17 protein-coding genes are annotated in these 17,818 nt (G+C 30.6%); 16 read left to right on the top strand and 1 reads right to left on the bottom strand.

From position 1 onward, the window contains the following. The first annotated feature begins 106 nt into the window (after positions 1-106). The 5 genes from CHB80_RS14735 (at position 107) to CHB80_RS14755 (ending at position 4,759) form a co-directional block, all read left to right on the top strand. Positions 107-613 (top strand): hypothetical protein, encoded by a 507-nt coding sequence (locus CHB80_RS14735; protein ID WP_089372261.1) that lies wholly within the window; start codon positions 107-109, stop codon positions 611-613. Between the two features lie 169 nt (positions 614-782). Next, the gene (locus CHB80_RS14740; protein WP_089372262.1) at positions 783-1,598 is read left to right on the top strand and encodes an AraC family transcriptional regulator; all 816 of its coding nucleotides are present in this window, start codon (positions 783-785) and stop codon (positions 1,596-1,598) included. Between the two features lie 74 nt (positions 1,599-1,672). Then, positions 1,673-2,167 carry a VOC family protein gene (locus tag CHB80_RS14745; protein WP_089372263.1) on the top strand — a complete coding sequence of 165 codons (495 nt, stop codon included), beginning with the start codon at positions 1,673-1,675 and terminating at the stop codon, positions 2,165-2,167. A 294-nt stretch (positions 2,168-2,461) separates the two neighbouring features. Further along, the gene (locus CHB80_RS14750; protein WP_179218180.1) at positions 2,462-3,202 is read left to right on the top strand and encodes a helix-turn-helix domain-containing protein; all 741 of its coding nucleotides are present in this window, start codon (positions 2,462-2,464) and stop codon (positions 3,200-3,202) included. A 72-nt stretch (positions 3,203-3,274) separates the two neighbouring features. Continuing rightward, positions 3,275-4,759, top strand: a complete 1,485-nt coding sequence (locus CHB80_RS14755; protein WP_179218181.1) for a serine hydrolase domain-containing protein — start codon at positions 3,275-3,277, stop codon at positions 4,757-4,759. A gap of 185 nt (positions 4,760-4,944) precedes the next feature. Here CHB80_RS14755 and CHB80_RS14760 read toward each other — a convergent pair whose 3' ends face one another. After that, positions 4,945-5,784, bottom strand: coding sequence for an alpha/beta hydrolase (locus CHB80_RS14760; RefSeq protein ID WP_089372266.1), 840 nt, complete (start codon positions 5,782-5,784; stop codon positions 4,945-4,947). Between the two features lie 333 nt (positions 5,785-6,117). Here CHB80_RS14760 and CHB80_RS14765 point away from each other — a divergent pair, with 333 nt between their 5' ends. From CHB80_RS14765 to CHB80_RS14815, 11 genes are all read left to right on the top strand, one after another. Continuing rightward, positions 6,118-6,639 (top strand): hypothetical protein, encoded by a 522-nt coding sequence (locus tag CHB80_RS14765; RefSeq protein ID WP_089372267.1) that lies wholly within the window; start codon positions 6,118-6,120, stop codon positions 6,637-6,639. Between the two features lie 172 nt (positions 6,640-6,811). Continuing rightward, positions 6,812-7,636 carry a class I SAM-dependent methyltransferase gene (locus CHB80_RS14770; RefSeq protein ID WP_089372268.1) on the top strand — a complete coding sequence of 275 codons (825 nt, stop codon included), beginning with the start codon at positions 6,812-6,814 and terminating at the stop codon, positions 7,634-7,636. Between the two features lie 201 nt (positions 7,637-7,837). Next, complete coding sequence (locus tag CHB80_RS14775) at positions 7,838-9,292, top strand: serine hydrolase domain-containing protein (protein ID WP_089372269.1); 1,455 nt, start codon at positions 7,838-7,840, stop codon at positions 9,290-9,292. A gap of 260 nt (positions 9,293-9,552) precedes the next feature. Next, complete coding sequence (locus CHB80_RS14780) at positions 9,553-10,242, top strand: hypothetical protein (RefSeq protein WP_143337152.1); 690 nt, start codon at positions 9,553-9,555, stop codon at positions 10,240-10,242. A 162-nt stretch (positions 10,243-10,404) separates the two neighbouring features. After that, entirely contained in the window at positions 10,405-11,220 is an 816-nt protein-coding gene (locus CHB80_RS14785) for a DUF4304 domain-containing protein (protein ID WP_089372271.1), read from the top strand. Positions 11,221-11,525: 305 nt separating this feature from the next. Continuing rightward, positions 11,526-12,692: a helix-turn-helix domain-containing protein gene (locus CHB80_RS14790; RefSeq protein WP_089372272.1), complete on the top strand. Its 1,167-nt coding sequence runs from the start codon at positions 11,526-11,528 to the stop codon at positions 12,690-12,692. Between the two features lie 85 nt (positions 12,693-12,777). Beyond that, positions 12,778-14,277, top strand: a complete 1,500-nt coding sequence (locus CHB80_RS14795) for an alpha/beta hydrolase fold domain-containing protein (RefSeq protein WP_089372273.1) — start codon at positions 12,778-12,780, stop codon at positions 14,275-14,277. Between the two features lie 158 nt (positions 14,278-14,435). Then, entirely contained in the window at positions 14,436-15,074 is a 639-nt protein-coding gene (locus CHB80_RS14800; protein WP_089372274.1) for an elongation factor Tu, read from the top strand. A 157-nt stretch (positions 15,075-15,231) separates the two neighbouring features. Then, positions 15,232-15,747 (top strand): hypothetical protein, encoded by a 516-nt coding sequence (locus CHB80_RS14805; RefSeq protein WP_089372275.1) that lies wholly within the window; start codon positions 15,232-15,234, stop codon positions 15,745-15,747. A 305-nt stretch (positions 15,748-16,052) separates the two neighbouring features. Then, complete coding sequence (locus tag CHB80_RS14810) at positions 16,053-16,889, top strand: LytR/AlgR family response regulator transcription factor (protein ID WP_089372276.1); 837 nt, start codon at positions 16,053-16,055, stop codon at positions 16,887-16,889. A 124-nt stretch (positions 16,890-17,013) separates the two neighbouring features. After that, a complete protein-coding gene (locus CHB80_RS14815) occupies positions 17,014-17,676 on the top strand; it encodes a CPBP family intramembrane glutamic endopeptidase (protein WP_089372277.1) in 663 nt (220 codons plus the stop codon). Positions 17,677-17,818 lie beyond the last annotated feature (142 nt).

Here is a 17,818-nt window from a genome sequence, read left to right on the forward strand (position 1 = left end):
GAAAAAATAAAAAGCGGAATTTGTAAAAATCAGCTTGTGCACAACCGAATGGTAACAGCCATTTTCGCCCGCACTGCCCATATACAATTCCGTTGTACAACATTAGATGAAACGAGAAATCAAAATATCTGACTTTCTAAAAACAGGAAAATTTGGAACTGTAGAAATTAATGACTCAATTAAAACTGTTATTGAAAAACTTGGGGAGCCAGACGGAAATATAAATGTATCTAAACCTAATAAAGGAATTCATTACAGTATGTATGAACTGATTTTCAGCAATGACAAACTTGAATCAATTCAAAATGATCGATTTGACCCTAAATACCCTGAACTAACAGAGTTTGAAAATGATAAATTTAAACTCAATTCAGAGTTTTTAAAAGCAGATAGAATTCAGAGATTAGGTGAAATAGAATCTGAACTCGATAAATTAAATATTGAATATAATATTATTGATTATTGTGATAGAAAAGCAATTAAGACGATTGGAAATGTTGTAATTGACTTCAACGATGAAGTTTGGTCTGATAATCAAAATGGATTTGTAAAAATCGAGAATGTGAAGGATTATGTATTAATTGGAATTAGATACTATCCTAATAATGAATAAAAAACGTTGTACAACAATGTATAACTGCAATTACGGCGGATTCGACTACGCCCGAATCCACTCGGAATTGCTAACGTCAATGCCAAATCGAAAAATAGTACTTTAAAACCCTTAACTGGCGGTTATACGAGACCGTTGTGCGTCACTCTGAAAAAACTTCTGGACAATAATGAACTACCAAACATACGAACCACATTCTGACCTAAAACCACTTGTAGATTGCTATTGGACTTTGGAAATTCCTGAACAGTCCGAACCCCAAAAACAACGAATTGTACCTGATGGCTGTATTGAAATGGCATTTATTCTTGGAAATGACATAAAACGTTACACCTCCGAAAATGAATTTATACTTCAACCACGTGCAATGGTGCTCGGACAAACAATTGAACCTTTTTACATTGAGCCAACAGGGCTTGTCAAAACATTTGCTGTCCGATTTTATCCTTATGGGTTTGCAAATTTTGTTTCTGAACCAATCAGCAATTTGGCAAATAAGGAAACACCAATAGTTCAACTTTTTGGAACAGAAAATGCAGATGATTTGGAGCAAAAGATAATCAAGGCGGAGAATACGGAGCAACGAATAAGTATTATCGAAAAATTTCTTTTGGATAGGTTAAATGATGAAAAGACGATTAATATAATTGTAAAAAACACCGTTGATTCCCTTTTATTCACAAACGGAAGTGCCTCAATAAACTCGATTCTGAAAGACGATTTATCAAAGCGAAGACAACTTGAAAGAAACTTCAAAAAGCAAATTGGAGTAAGTCCAAAGCAATTAGGAAAAGTAATTCGATTACAGACAGCTTTAAAAATGATACTCGATCAAAAGTCGGAAAACCTGACGGATATTGCGTATGAAAATGAATATTTTGACCAAGCCCACTTTATAAAAGACTTTAGAGAATTTACAGGAATAAACCCAAAAGAGTTTCTTACTAACGAAAACTTAACCCTTTCTGCTCTTTTTTATAAATAATTCAGCGTGTCGCATTTTTACAATTTCAAACGACTTTCTACCGTTATTTTTGTTCCGTCAACAAAGAACATAAAATGAAAGGAAAAATATTTATTACAATTTTGGCTTTAACCTTAGGCATTACTTCCTGCAAAAACAAAGGAACTTCTTCCACCAATTTAAATCCTACCACAGAAACAACAATCAAAAACGATAAAAATATGAACAGTTTTATATCAATATTTGAGATTCCAGCAACAGACATTTCAAGAGCGATTAACTTTTATAGAGAAATTTTAGGTGTCGAAATTGAAAAAATGGAATTCCCAGGAATGGAATTGGGCTTATTTCCCTACCAAGACCAAATGGTAACAGGAGTAATTATGAAAGGTGAAGGTTACGAACCTTCTGCCAGCGGAGTTACAATATATCTGAATGGCGGAGAGAACTTGCAAACAATTCTTGATAAAGTAGAAGGAAATGGTGGAAAAATAATTATCCCTAAAACACCTCACGCTGACGAAATTGGATTTTTTGCAATTTTCCACGACTCGGAAGGGAACAAAATCGGACTTCATTCGCCTAATTAAAAAAAAGCGAACGCACAACAATGTATAAAAGCAATAGCGGTTCGGGAGTAAACTCGAATCGTTTTTGCGTTTAATTAAGTATATTACTTACCGAAAAGTAGATGCGTTTTAATCCGCTACTGCTCTTATACTAACCGTTGTAAGTAATAGAAGATGAAGAATATAATAGACTCAGTAGTTTCAAAAGTAAAAGGTATTATTGCAAACTAAATTTCATTCTATTTTAAAATGATAATTCAAGAATTTCAACCAATATCAGACTTGTTAAAAAAGCATATCAAGTCTTTTTACTTTATGAAATCTACAGATAATAAAAAAACAGAATTTGTTTATTATCCACATTTTATTGAAACCATAAATATTTTTTCTAATTCCATAGTTAAAATTAACGATCATACTTTTTGTGTTAAAAAGAGAAAAAATAGTAATTCTATTATTTTAACAGCAACAAAAACAAAATTTAGAACTGCGATTGTAAAAGACGAATATGATATAATAGGTATTCAATTTTTTCCTTTAGCCATCAATAACTTTTTCGATAAAAATACATTTTCGAAGATTGAAAATGGCCTATACAATATTAACTATCAAGATCTTAGTCGTATCACTTTAATTGGTAGTATTGAAGATAGGATTAACGAATTAGAACTATTGTTTATTAAAATTTTTAAGAATGGACAACTAGATTTACTTAATTCAATCATTCAATTAATTCATACCACAAAAGGAAATATTAAAATGAATGACCTTGAAAATCAAATTGGTTTAAGTAGACGAACTATTTTAAGGCAGTTTAAAAAATATTTGCATTGTTCTTTTGAAGAGTATAAAAACACATTGAGATTTAGATTGGCAATAGAAAATTGGTCAAGTCAAAACCAAAATACTTCAAATATTATAGGTGATATTGCCTATTATGATCAATCCGATTTCATCAATCATTTTAAGGCACTTTCAGGTGAATCTCCAAAAAAATTATTAAATAGAATCACAAATAATCCTGAATCCTTAAAATACTTCTGGAAAGTAAAATAAATTTTGAGGATGTCTCAATTCTCCAATCATAGGTCTTCTTTATCAATTAATTTTATAAAAAATTTAGAACCAATGAATACGCTCACATCAATCAATCAAAAATTTGCAACATGTTTATTATTAGCAATTACACTTCTTTTTTGTACGTCTTGCAATAGTCAAGAAAATTTTAAAAAAGAAGCCAGCTATCTATCTCTAATTGAGAATGGACTCCTACCGAAGGTCCAAATAGAAAACGACCCTGTTTATTACCAGCTTGAAGAAAGAATGAAACATTACGGAGCAATAGGCTTCTCATTAACCACTATAAAAGATTTTGAAATTGAAGACTCAAAAGGTTATGGTTTTTGTCAAAAGGAAAACAATATTAAGACCAATACAAATTCAGTTTTTAGAGTTGGGTCCATTAGTAAATCCTTAACTGCCATATTAATATTAAAGCTTCAAGACAAGGGTATTCTTGATATAGACACAGATATTAAAAACTATTTAAAATCATGGAAACTACCAAAGAGTACTTTTATTGAAAACACGCCCGTAACCTTGAGAGCGTTACTTACACATACTTCAGGTTTAAAAAAACAACAGCGTGTAAAGCTAGGAGATCATGGATTTGTTAAAGGTGAACGAATATATACACTCAATGAAATTTTAGATGGTAAAACTGTTTTACAGCCCATTACGTTTACCTCAAAACCAGGAGAAGAATTTAAATACTCCAATCAAGGTTATAACCTCATAGAAAAGGTGATTGAAGATGTTACCAATCAATCTTTTGAAGATTTAGCCCAAGAACTTATTTTAACACCATTCGAAATGACAAATAGTACTTTTAAAACAGTATATCCTGACAAAAGTAATACCACGTATTGCTATGCGTATAAGGATGAAATCGTACATGAAGGCTTTTATAAAAACATAGCGCAAAAATGTGGAGGAGGTCTGTTTTCTACATCGCAAGATTTAGCAAAATTCTCGATAAAAGTAGCAAACATAGTGAACGGGAAAGATGCATTCTTAAGCTCAAAACTAGCAAAGCAAATATTTTCGAAAGAAGATTACGGGTTGGGATTTGATCTTATAAAAAAAGAAGATTTATTTCTATTTTCACATTCGGGAAGGGTACCTGGATTTTATAGCTTTATGGCTATGGATCCTCAAAAAGGTAACGGATTCGTAATGATTGTAAACTCTGACGGCGTCGATGACTTATTCAGAGAAATGTTACGCTCGGTCTCAAAAACATTCGAATATGACCTTTGGAAACCAAAACAAATCACAAAAATTGATATTGATATAAGGGACTATAATAACTATGTGGGCAATTATAAATACGATGGTGCAGATGATAATGAAGTAATAACGGTTATTATTAAAAACAATCAACTATATTATCAAGAATTTGACGAAGATGAAGTTTATGAATACCCTTTAGTTCCCATTTCAAAAAATGTTTTTATTGATGGAATTGATGGTAATAAAATTGAATTCAAAACTAATGGAGATGCGATTTTGGGAGCTATTTATGATGACGAGTATAGCTACACTAAAATTTAAAGTCTGGGTGGCTCTTCTTTAAAGCCTCTAAATCTATAATTAGCATGTTAATTTCGGAGTCTACTACTTACAACAACGTTGTAGCCAATTTGAGAATGAGCTATCATGGTAACTCGAAAATATTTTGAATAGATATTGTATGAGATTTTCCTTGTCTTAACACAATCAGAGACATAAGATTTAAGTCATTTAGTATCATGAAAAAAATAATTAACACCAATACCAGCCGTTAAATAATGGTTCGTTTGATGTGTTGCTTTTGGCATATAGTATGATTTCCAAATTAGGTTATCAGGCGCTTTTTTTTCTAATAGATTAATTGATAAATCAAAAGCTGTTTTCATTTTATCAACTTCATTTTCTCCCATACTCATAAATAGATTAGAACTTAAAGTAGGATTATCTTTCAGAAAATCATCAAATTTCCTCACAAAAGTATTTTCCTCTCTCCAAAGAGCTGGGCTCAATGCAATTCTAGTATTAAAAAGATTAGGTTTTACAGTTAGCGAATAAAGGACCAATAACCCTTCACGAGAATGTCCAACGATAGTTCTTTGATTATTTGTGCTATAGTTTTTCTCAACTAATGATATTACTTCACGTTCTAGATACTCTAAAAAACTATCAGCCTTACCTGTTGGAGAATTAGTTTCATCTAAATCTTGCTTTAAGTAAGGTGGTGTTAAATCGCGTTGCCTTGTCTTTTGGTCAATACTTGGTATTCCAACGACTATGACTTCAGGAATATTGCCAACACGAGAAAGTAAATCAGTGTCTGCTGCAATAGTATAGGTTAGAGAATTACCTCCTAGTACATACACTACTGGATATTGTTTCTTATTTGTATAGTTTCTTGGTTTTTTTACTATTAACTCTCTCTTCTCTTGAAGCACTATTGATTCTATCTCGTAGGTGTCATATGTTGATGGTGTTTCTGATGTATCTAGAATAATGAATGTCGCAAAAGCTGACATTAATGATGCTATACATGCAATCAGTATTGTATAAATTGTTCTTTTTTTCATTTTTATTCATTTCTAATTACTTATTAGAAGACTCAAATAACAAAAAGGTTACAATTAATAGTACTTTTATTTAATGAATGTCATTTTTAGTTTGAAACAGTATCTTACCTAAGGACAAGACCTATTATAGAAAACAAAAAAACTGGCTGCAACAACGTGTATAATTAATTACTTAGTTGGTTAAGACAAGGAAAATCTCCTACAAATTACTATCTTGTCTAGCGGAAACATTTGAGCCCAACAGCTCGCGTCTTTCCTCGAAGCTTCAGTCGCACATGCGAGCTGCAATTCCACAACTAACCTTACACAAACACGTTGTGCCCAATTTCATAAATGAGAAATATTGAAAAATTAATAAAACAAATTATTCCGCCACCAACTCGCGAAGAACGGGAAGGCTTTACTAATGATAAAATCATTGCTGGACTTAATAAAGAAGAGTTTTTGTCAGTTGAAAAAAGATTAATTCAGGAACTTGAAGAAAATGACGACCTTTTAATTGGACAAACATTAGTCGAAATGAAATCCGAAAATGCTCTGCCAGTTCTTTCAAGAAGACTTAAGAAAAAAGATTCTCATTTTGAAAAAATTACTTGGGCTGCACTAATAAATGACTTAAAAAAGGGAGATCCCGAAATGGAAGAAATAGCCTTTGAAGCATTTGAAAAATTGGAATTCATTTATGCTGTACAAGGCAGTATTTTTATGGACTTAATAAAGTTTAACAGCCCAAGAATAAATAAACGAATTGAAAAATTTGTGGACCATAAGTATGACTTGGTAGCTATCCACGCTAAAGCGGTTTTGAATAATAATGGTTATGATTCCAAAAAATGGTGGGAAATTTGGAAATAAAAAAACTGAGTACAACAACGTGTATAATTCATTATTTGTTCTGTGACTATTCGGAAAACCCAACGGATTTACCTATGCTCTTGTTTTATTTATTAATTTAGTTCCTAACCAACACAACGAAATCATACACGAACACGTTGTATGCAATTATAACTCGCGTAAATCTGAAGAAATGGAAGATTTAAATCAAAATATAGAAGACCATTATCTGAAAGAAGATTTATATGAAGAAATTGTCCATCGTCTTAAAGCACAAAACATTGATTTAAATAATGTAAAAAGAGCTGATATTGCAGGTGTAGATGAATTTCATGTACGTGGAGCAACAGTTTCTAGAGAACTTGCCAATAGTATTAACATTAACGGATTAAAAGTTCTTGATGTAGGTTGTGGTTTAGGTGGGCCTTGCAGAATGCTTGCAGATGAATACAATTGTCAGACAACAGGAATAGACCTTAGTAATGAATATATTAGAACTGCAAATAAACTATCTGAACTTGTAAATCTAAAGAATAAGACCACCTTTATTCAAGGAAATGCAACTGAACTTCCATTTGAAGACAACCATTTTGATGTTGTTTGGACTCAACATGTTCAAATGAATATTCCGAATAAGAAAAAGTTCTATTCAGAAATTAATAGAGTATTGAAAACTGGTGGGCATTTTCTTTTTTATGACATCCTAAAAAAAGGAAATGGAGAAGTTAATTACCCAATGCCTTGGGCTAGTGATTCTAATCTCAGTTTCTTATTCAAATCAGAAGAAATGAATGACTTCTTGGAAGAGTTCGGCTTAACAAAGAAGCAATCTACAAATCATACCCAAGCAGGAATAGATTTTTTTGATGTACTTGTAGCTAAATTAAAAGAATTAGGACCACCAAAAATGGGGTTGAACGTCCTAATGGGAGAAACTACCAAACCAAAATTAATGAACCTTTTGACTCATTTAAGATCTGGAGATCTTGAATTGAAAAGCGGAGTCTATAGAAAATAACTATAGCCAACAACGTGTATAGTTAGTAATGTATAATAATGGTTCGGGAAATTCTACCGAATTTCCGCACTCTTCATTCTTTTTTGCTAATTTACTGCTTCAACACTACAAACCATACACGAATACGTTGGCATTAATTAAGAAATCGCAACGTTGTCTAATAATTATCGTCTTTATAAAATATAACTAACAATTAATATTATGAAGACGTTTAAAACTTTACTTATTCTATTACTTCTAATTTTTACTATTTCTTGTTCCAAACAAGAAAAAAAAACTACTTCTACTGAAATAAAAAACAAGATTGATAATTATCTTAATAAAACAATGGAATTACACAATATTCCTGGTATGGCATTGGCAGTAATAGAAGAAGATAAAGTAATCTATAAGAATTATTTAGGACAAGCCTCCTTAGAAAATAATAATCCTGTAGATAAAAATACTTTATTCAGAATTTTTTCTGCAACAAAATTAATCACATCAACAGGTGTATTTCAGTTAATACAAAATGGTAAACTAAATTTAGAAGATGAGATTTCAAAATATCTCGATAATTTACCTATTCAATGGCAAGAAATAAAAATTAAAAATCTATTAAGCCATTCTTCTGGTTTACCAGATATAATACGATATGAAAGTACTTTATCCGATAAAGAATTAATTGAAAAACTATCTGAAGATAAAATGGAATTCGTGACTGGAAATCAATTTAGGTATAACCAAACAAATTACTGGTTACTTACACAAATAATTGAAAATATTTCAGGTATGACATTTGACGAATACATTTTGGAAAATCAATTTGATAATTCTACAAATGGAGTTTTATTTTCTTCTAATTCACAAGAAATTATACCTAATCGAGCCAATAGATATTTCTATAATGGTAAATCAAAAGAATTTGAAAAAGACACTAACAATAGTGGAAAAAGAGGATATTCAGGTAATGGCTTAAATATTACACTTGACAGATTCATAGCATGGAATAAACTATTAGACAACAACAAACTATTGGATAGGCAAACCAAATCTAAAATGTGGACACCATTCAATTTCACAAATCAAAAGGATAACTTCTTATATGGTTGGGGCAGCTATACTGTGAGTGAATCAAATTCTTATGGTTTTTCTGGTGGAAATTTAGCTGGATTTAGAAAGTTCGTGAACAATAAAACAACCATCATTTTATTATCGAATGGCTACGAAATTCCTGCTTATGACATTATTATCAATGACATTGCAAGAATCGCAATTCCTGAATTAAAAGTCAAAGGGTTGACACTTGAAGAAGATGTTATGAGTTTTGTTTTAAATAGTCAATTTAATGAAGCAAAGCGATCATTCAAAAATCTTAAAGAGGAAAATCCAAATTCTGATTTTGATAATTTAAGATGGAATATAAATAGTCTTGGAAATTCATATTTGTATAATGACCAGAATAATGAAAAAGCATTTAAGGTTTTCAAATTTAATGCAGAAGCCAATCCAAATTGGTGGATATCATTAGCAGGTCTTGCGGAAATTTATGAAATAAAAAAAGATACTTTAAATGCACTTGATAATTATCAAAAGGCAATCTTATTGAATGAAAATAATGAGTGGAATTATAATGAACAAATGAAAAATAAAATTGTCAAAATGGAAAATAATTAATGCAAACAACGTGTATAATTAATTGCTTCGAAATTTCCTCGTAGGAAATTCACTTGAATTAATTAACTTGCTAATATGTTGGAAAAATCAGTTATGATTTTCGGCAATTAACTATACACAATACATTGTAGCACATTAAAGAAACTGTTTTCATATTAAACTTAATTTTCAGCACATTAATTTTTGCTCAAAATTCTGAATCGTCTACTCTTTATGAAAAAGAGTATTACGATTTAATAAATTATGTTCCGAAAAACTTGGTGTATGACTCAATTAACAAACCTGAAAGTCAACTATTACAGTCAGAATTAAATACAGTAAGTAGTATTCAAATTTACAGCGGATTTAGAAAAGATTTTAAACTGACCGAAAGTGACAACCAATGGTTGGACAATAAAATTGAGCAAATTGCAACTGCCCTATTTCTTGACGGAAAAAGAATTTTAGTTAGTGCTGTTGGAGGCTATTCAGGATGTCCCGATAAAATGATTGACACTATTCGATTAAACAATATCGAAATTGTCAATTTAAAATTTTGCCATACTTGTACAGATGGTTTTCGAGACGAAAAATTTATCAAAACTTTTAATGACAAAATGTATTCATTAATGCAAATTGAACCACCAAATAGGAAAACAAAACTATTTTATGGAGAATATAAAGAACAAACAAAAGACCGATTTGAAATTAAACTAGTTTTAAAAGAAGATAGAACTTTTAAATTTTGGATAAATAAAGGACATAGTTCAGATTTCACAGAAGGCTTGTGGAAAAACAAAAACGACACACTGATTTTGAATTCTAAAACTTTAGATAAATCTGATGACATAAGTTTTGCTTTATCAAGTGCAAAATGGATTGAATTTAATGATTTAGAATTTCAATTAAAAAAAGGAAAACTGTCTGAATTAAATAGCGGGAATTTGAAATTAAAACAAGCAGTCGAATAAAAAACGTGGGTAACACCGTGTATAAAAATTGCGTAGTTTAATGCTAAACCAAAATCAGTTTCAATTTTAATACGTCTGATTTTCCTGAGAAAAATCCTCGCACACAAAACCACAACTTTCCGTACAAAAACACGTTAGCCATAATATGAAAGCCAAAAACATATGCTCTTTAAAAGAAAAATAGATGAAGACATATTAAAATATCATTTTAGTAAGGACAAGAAACTTATTAGAAAAGAGATTGAAAGTACCAATCTTGGAATTGGCTGGATTCATGTACCAATTAATACTTGGCGAAAATCAAAAGAATTTACAAATGCTGATTTTAAAGAATGCATAAATGAATATTTCCAACCACTAATCGCTACCCAAGGATTTACTGGAAAGGATTATAAATTCTATAAAGAGGATGATAGTAAATTTTATTTAATCAACTTTTTCCCCGATAGAAATGGCGGTGGAACTCAAGTTGACTTATTAGTAAAAGTTAAAGGAATAACATATCCGCCAAAACATTTTAAATTCAATAAAAGTAAAAGCACAAAATATTGCGAATTCAGTAAAAGATTATCACCCATTAACACGTCTGTTTGGCATTGGGCATTTAAATCAAATAAAGACGATAATAAAGCTGTTTTAGAAGATATATATCGAATTATTTTAGAAAAAGGTATCCCCTATTTCAAACAATTTGAAAATCTTGATACAATCTTATCAAAAATTACAATCGGAACTTTTGAGAATTTAAAATACGGAATTCAAGATCCAAAGACTGGTTTTCCTTCATTCTATAGAGAATTTCATGAAGATATTTTCCCTTCAATTTACTTTGTGTTTAAACATGCTGACATAAATGATGATAAAGACAAGGCATTTAAACTTGCCAAATATGGAATTGGAAAACTTCACAAGCCCTATAAAAAGTATCAGAGACCATACACAGAAGAGTTTGAAAATTATATAAAAGAAAATAATTAATACTACAGCTACTATGGCTATGAGTAATTACTTATTCTCTCTCGCTTCTGAAAATCCTTACGAATTTTCAGTTTAGTGTGTGCTTGTAAAATTAAGAGCTAAAGTACATAACCACTCATAGCCGAAGCTGTTCTTTGTTAGTATAAAAAATAACATCATTAAACCTTTACATACTTTCATAGTCAATATGAAAACAAATATGCCTGAAAAAGAAGAAAAATCAACAAAAGAATAGGATTTACCATTTAAAAAAAGAAAACTGAGCACAACAGCATATATAATTTATTACAGTTACAGGATTATATATGGAAATCCTAAAAGGCACATATTCAATAGACCAAACATTAATGAAACTAGCCGTAGACTTTATACTAATAATAGGTATTTTATTGAATATAATAGCATTAATAGGCTTGCTACGTTTAAAACAAAAGAAATTACCGCAATATATATTAATTGTTTTTTGGTTTTTAATTCTCAGTATTTTTATTTTTTTCTATGCGAACTTACATGATTTAAAAACATTACGATTTATTGCCAACTATTTTCAAGGCGGCGCACGCTTTTTAATTCCTCCATTAATATTTCTTTACATAAAATCAATTTTTAGTAATAAACCAGATTTACTTAAAAAGTACTTAATTCATTTCGTTCCTTTTATCCTTTATTTTACATTTTATACGGTGCCTAATTCTTTGGATTTTCAATATGTTCAACTAATTGATGAGTATATAAACAGGGCATTAATAAAAGACATATATGGAATCGTATATCTTAGTCTTTCGCTAAAGCTTTTCTATGTAGTGAATAACACTATGAAACAGAATTATTCAAACATTAAAGAAAAAGATTTTCTATGGATTGAAAAATTTCTAATCTGCTTTCTACTTGTTCTTATCATTGACCTTCTTCTTACGATAAGTGAAATTTCATTTGGATACAATGTTTCTTGGGATGGTTATATTACTGTGTTTTTTATAGTAGTCGCAATGTCATACCTCGGTTATTATGGAGTCACGCAATCTGAAGTTTTCTTACCAGATTTTTTAATTCAAAAGCACATTACAAAAACTATTAAACTAGAAAACAAAACCTTTTACTTAAAAGATGAAGAAAAAGAAGTGTTGAAACAAAAGTTTTCCCAACATATGAATGAGGAAAAATTATATTTATCACCCGATTTGAATTTAAAGATGATTGCAGATAGAATGGAAGTTTCTGAACGTAAGTTATCAGCATTTTTTGGGGAGGTATTAAATAGTAGTTTTTATGATTCTATTAATTCATTTCGAGTAGAAGAAGCTAAAATTATTTTAAAATCTAATGCTGTTGAAAGTCATTCTATTACTGGAATTGGACTTTCTTGTGGTTTTAGCTCAAAAAGTAGCTTCTATAGAATCTTCAAAAATAAAACAGGAATGTCACCTTCAGTTTATAGAGCATTAGCTTTAAAAGAGTCTCATCGCACGTAGTAAGACCATATTCTTTTATTATTCTAAAATTTCTAGTTGCAAAAATTTAATATTTGACATTATTAACAAATCAAGAAATGATACTATGAATACGTTTTTTTTCGTCCCTGTACTTCTTTTATTGTCAAGTTTATTTCAATCCTGTGAGGAAAACCCTGAAAAAAATCCAATTGAAATAGTAGAGGCTCACAACAAACTCCTCAAAAAAAATGATGATTATGTGACTGTTAACCGCGGAAAGATATTCAGTCAAGAATTAGACGGCTTTAACACTACCATTGATTCTTTAGAGCAAACCGTGCTAAAATTGCTCAATAAATACAAAAGAAATTCTGAAGAAATAGATGCGAAAATATTAGATAGCTTATTGACTGAAACTACATTCAAACACAAACGCTATCGGTTGTTGTATCCAAATAACTATCATCGTTTTGCTAACTTTAAAAAAAACGCAGCCGTCTCCAAAGACTATTTTGAAAATGTGATGAAGGGAAGTTTTGAGAACCCTTCCTTAGTTCAATTTAAGGAGTATAAAAGATGTATGAATTTTTATTTTGATATTCTTTCCGCAGGAAAATACAAGTTTTCACATCTTGAATATGTTCCTTTAAAACGTTTAGACAATCGTTACAACGCTATCGTTGAGTTAGACGCTCATCAAAGCGTAAAAGATTTTTTTATTAAGAAACATTTTACTTCCAATATTTGGACCTACCGTGTCGAGGCTTTTGATTACGCTTTCGCGAAAGCTATTAAAGATGTCAAAAATGAAGAATATATCAAGAAAATTAAGGATACCTACCAAATGGGTAAAGATAGAAGGAATGCTGCCAGCGAAATAAAAGCTTTCAAAACGGTAGACGGTATCACGCTTAATGCTCATATTTTCTACCCAGAAAATCATGATAAAACTCAACCAAAACCTGTCCATCTATTTTTTAACGGGGGAGGTTGGGCGATTGGACTACCTGAATGGAGTTATGGAGCTTGTCAAGGTGCAGCAAAAGATGGAAGAGTTGCAATTGCTTTCGATTATCGAAAAAGAAATGTATACGGTACAGACGTAAAAGCTTCGGTAAGTGATGCGCTAACTGCCATAGCTTGGGTACGTGAAAATGCAAAGGAATTAGGCATTGACCCAGACAAGATTTTGGCAGATGGTTTTTCTGCAGGAGCTCATTTAGCCTTGGTTTCAAGTATGATTGAAAACAGAGAAGATTTTGGGGTGACGTCAAAATATAGTTCAAAACCAAATGCTATCATTTTAGGTTCTTGCCCATACGACATTGAAGGTAGAGATGTTTACAACGTTTCTTACGACACGAAAACGATCTCACCTCTTTATCTTATAAAGGACAACCTTCCTCCTATCCTTGCCTTTCATGGTGAGAATGATGATATGGTGGAATTTTCTGAATTTGAAAAATTCAGGGACGCCATTCAAAAAACCAAGAATAGTTTCACTTGGCGTTCCTATGCTGGTGCCGAACATTTTTATTTTGAAGGAAGTTCTCAAAAGGATTCAGATGAAAGAAGAAGACTTACGGAAGAATTTTTACTGAAAAATGGTTTTAAAGTAGAATAAAACCTGCAAAGAACAATGTCTATAAGTAATAGCGGTTTGAGTTCTAGCTCGAGCCGTTATCATTAAATTAAAGTATATTGTTATCCGAATAGCGGTCGCTTAAAATCTGCTACTACTCATACACTAAACCGTTACCCGAAAGCTGAACAAAAAATTACGTGAAACAACTTGATTTTATTGCAGAATTAGAATTTTTGACATCAGAACAAGGTGGCAGAAATACACCTGCACATTCAAATTATCGGCCACATATTGAATTTGAAAATTACCCAGAATACTTAACATCTGGAAACCAAACTTATATCGGAAAAGAAAACGTTGAACCTGGAGAAAAAGTAAAAGCAAAAATCGCAATTTTAGGAACGGAATATTTTTCAAAACGGCTTTATGATAATATGAAATTCAAATTTTGTGAAGGAAGTCGGATTATTGGTTTTGGAAAAATAATCGAGATTATAAATACTGACTTAAAATGCGAATCTGATATTGATCAAAAAACAATAAATCTGAATTTATATCCAACTGATATACTAAAAAGACTTGAATCTGATTTTGGAAAAAACTCTGGAGATGCAAAAAGAAAAATTCAAGAATTAATAAAATCTAATAAAGAATTTAGGAGTCACAGAATTGTTCGTTCATTAATATTTGCAGGAAATAAGGACATAAATCATCTAAAAAAAATGATTGAACTGACTAAAACTGACTGGAGAGACTTACTTATGAATGCTGAATATGAATATCCAGAAAAAAGAGTTCGTGATTTTAATAACGAATTTGGAAATGAAAAAATATAAAAGCCAACATACAACACTGTATCACCACAATTACGGCTGATTCGATTACCTCCAAATCTAATAGGAATTACTAACTATTCATACTAAACCGAAAATAATGGCTAATTTAACCCGTAACTAACGATTAAACGATCCATAACAAACATTTAAAGACAAAATGAAAACAGAGTTTAAGGTTGACTTAAAAAAATATAATTCAACTCGCGAAAAACATAAAAAATTCTTTAATTGGTTTTTTATACTAATTGCGATTATAATTTTTACAATCTATTACCATATTTTCGGAACTGAATCATTAAATACAATAATTTATCTTATCATTTCATTTTTAATAGTTGGATTTTTAATTTACTCTGCAATAAATAAAGGGCTTAAAGATTCGGAGAAACAATGGAAATCATACACTATTAAATTAACGGAAAAAAGCCTCATACGCGAATTTCTTGAGCCAATTCATCTTGAATTTCAAGAAACAAGTTGGAACAAAAAGATTACTGAAATTAAGTGGGAAAATATTGGAATCGAATTAAATCCAGGTTTTGTGATTTTCGACAAATCCATTCCCTCATTAAAAAGAAAATTATTCAATCAAGGGGAAATCCGAATTCCCAGTGAAATGGAAAACAAGAATGAACTAATTGAGTCAATAAAGACGTTTACTAACAATATATAACTGTAATTAAGGTGGATTCGACTACATCCATTTTGCTAGTAATTACGAACTTTAGTACTTACTTAGCCGAAAAAAGTAACTTTAAATCTGTAACTTACGATTAGATGAAGCCGTTACCAAAAACAAGAAATGTTTTTCATAGAAGCATTTTTACAGGATTAGACATTTCTTTTTTAATTTTATGCTAACATTTGATTGGATTTAATAAAAGCACCTACAATGAATCATGCATAATATCATTAGCGAAAATTCTATGGAAAATATATATTTTTACTTTTGAATCTGACAAAAAGAGCTTCTTATTCATGAGTGAAACACAACCATCCAAGAATGCAGTAAAGAAAGTATGGCATAAATTTATAGGTAATTCTAGAGGGGGTTTATTTCAGAAAGCAATTATATTGATCATTTTCTCTTTAGTCGCAAACCATATAGCAGCAAGTGATAATTTTTTAGGTAGTAAATCATATAGATTCCCCATAGAAGGTTTCTTGTTTACTATTGTTTTGTCTTTTTTAGTTGGAATTATAGCAGATCTTAACTTTAAATTTTACAAGAAAAAGTATTTCTCTAAAAAGATAGAAATTCACACTATCGTAAAGTTTATGGCTTCTACTTTAGGGTATATTACCATCCTGTATATTCCAGCAAATATTATTGTAGAAATGGTTGCAGGTGGCCAAATAGCGTTCTATTATATATTGATTGGTCTACTAATTACTTTATTAGTATGTTTTATTCTCATAGGTTTATTATACGCGCAAGACATCTATCATTTATACACATTGTCTATAAGAGATGCAGAAATCACTATTGAAAGTGGCGCAAAAATGACGAAGCTTACCTATGAAAATATTGCATGTTTTTATAGTGAAAATAAGATTGTATATACTGTTCAAAATGATGGAACTACTATTCATACGGATTTTACATTGAATGCGCTAGAAGAAAAAATAAACGATCAATTATTTTTTAGAGCCAATCGACAAATTATCATTCACAAAGATGCGGTAGACCAAATTGAAAAGATTGAAAATGGCAAGTTGCGTATTCGATTAAAAGCTCCTATTGAAAACGATGCGATTGCTGAAATTAACATTAGCCGTTATAAGCGAAAAGCATTTATGGATTGGTTTCAATAAAAGAAGCCAAAAAGGATCAACTATTCAGTTATAAATTTACGACCATTCAGTAAGAACATAGATATTTAAAGAATCTTTTAGAGATTTTGTTCATTATTTCGCTTTAAGCTTAAAATTAAAAAAAATGAACAAAATCAATTTACGACAACTAATAATCCCATTAATTACCGTTTCAGTTATCTGTTTTATATGGTTTAAACCGGTCCAACTAAGTTACCTAACAAATGTTATTGCTTCACTAATAATTATTATAGCAAATTATATAGAATACAAAGGAAAACCATTTTCAGCACTTGGGTTTCAACGTGAAAAATTCACATCTAAAAACATCTTCGTACTTGCTCCATTATTGGCACTTGGACTCTTTGTTTTTTATGTCTTTGCATTGGTTCCTGGAATTACAATACTCACAGGAGTTCCTATAGATTATTCAAGTTTTGATGAGTTAAAAGGTAATCTTCCAGCCTGTTTAATTACTTTGGTTGTTGTGTGGGCTACTGCAGGGTTTGGGGAGGAAATTATCTTTCGTGGTTATTTTATGCGACAATTTGTAAAATTCTTTGGAGAAAGCAAAATCAGTATCGTGCTTAATATTGTGCTGCTTGCTTGCTTTTTTGGCTTTATGCATAGTTATCAAGGGATCACTGGACAGCTTGTTGCAGGAATTGTAGGTGCTATCTTAGCCCTGATATTCTACTTGCGGAAATACGATTTGTGGTTTGTTATTGCGGTACATGGTTTTTTTGACACTATTGCCTTAGTGTGTGTTTATTATGGGTTGGTGTGATGATACACTTAAACCTTGAACTTACTGAATAAACACGTTCTTTCATCAGCTGAGTTAAAAGTTATTTATACACAAAAAATACAGGTTTGAAATTCTTATTTAAAAAGAGATCAAAGCATTATATTTATGGTTATTGAGTTTT

The sequence above is a fragment of the Dokdonia pacifica genome, assembly GCF_900188275.1.
GTDB lineage: Bacteria > Bacteroidota > Bacteroidia > Flavobacteriales > Flavobacteriaceae > Dokdonia > Dokdonia pacifica.

Excerpts from the sequence above, each read along its gene's own strand:
- CHB80_RS14765 (WP_089372267.1), top strand. The coding sequence starts at position 6,118 with ATGAGAAATATTGAAAAATTAATAAAACAAATTATTCCGCCACCAACT.
- CHB80_RS14770 (WP_089372268.1), top strand. The coding sequence starts at position 6,812 with ATGGAAGATTTAAATCAAAATATAGAAGACCATTATCTGAAAGAAGAT.
- CHB80_RS14810 (WP_089372276.1), top strand. The coding sequence starts at position 16,053 with ATGAGTGAAACACAACCATCCAAGAATGCAGTAAAGAAAGTATGGCAT.
- CHB80_RS14790 (WP_089372272.1), top strand. The coding sequence starts at position 11,526 with ATGGAAATCCTAAAAGGCACATATTCAATAGACCAAACATTAATGAAA.
- CHB80_RS14745 (WP_089372263.1), top strand. The coding sequence starts at position 1,673 with ATGAAAGGAAAAATATTTATTACAATTTTGGCTTTAACCTTAGGCATT.
- CHB80_RS14755 (WP_179218181.1), top strand. The coding sequence starts at position 3,275 with ATGAATACGCTCACATCAATCAATCAAAAATTTGCAACATGTTTATTA.
- CHB80_RS14815 (WP_089372277.1), top strand. The coding sequence starts at position 17,014 with ATGAACAAAATCAATTTACGACAACTAATAATCCCATTAATTACCGTT.
- CHB80_RS14760 (WP_089372266.1), bottom strand. The coding sequence starts at position 5,784 with ATGAAAAAAAGAACAATTTATACAATACTGATTGCATGTATAGCATCA.
- CHB80_RS14805 (WP_089372275.1), top strand. The coding sequence starts at position 15,232 with ATGAAAACAGAGTTTAAGGTTGACTTAAAAAAATATAATTCAACTCGC.
- CHB80_RS14785 (WP_089372271.1), top strand. The coding sequence starts at position 10,405 with ATGCTCTTTAAAAGAAAAATAGATGAAGACATATTAAAATATCATTTT.
- CHB80_RS14735 (WP_089372261.1), top strand. The coding sequence starts at position 107 with ATGAAACGAGAAATCAAAATATCTGACTTTCTAAAAACAGGAAAATTT.
- CHB80_RS14750 (WP_179218180.1), top strand. The coding sequence starts at position 2,462 with ATGAAATCTACAGATAATAAAAAAACAGAATTTGTTTATTATCCACAT.
- CHB80_RS14795 (WP_089372273.1), top strand. The coding sequence starts at position 12,778 with ATGAATACGTTTTTTTTCGTCCCTGTACTTCTTTTATTGTCAAGTTTA.
- CHB80_RS14775 (WP_089372269.1), top strand. The coding sequence starts at position 7,838 with ATGAAGACGTTTAAAACTTTACTTATTCTATTACTTCTAATTTTTACT.
- CHB80_RS14740 (WP_089372262.1), top strand. The coding sequence starts at position 783 with ATGAACTACCAAACATACGAACCACATTCTGACCTAAAACCACTTGTA.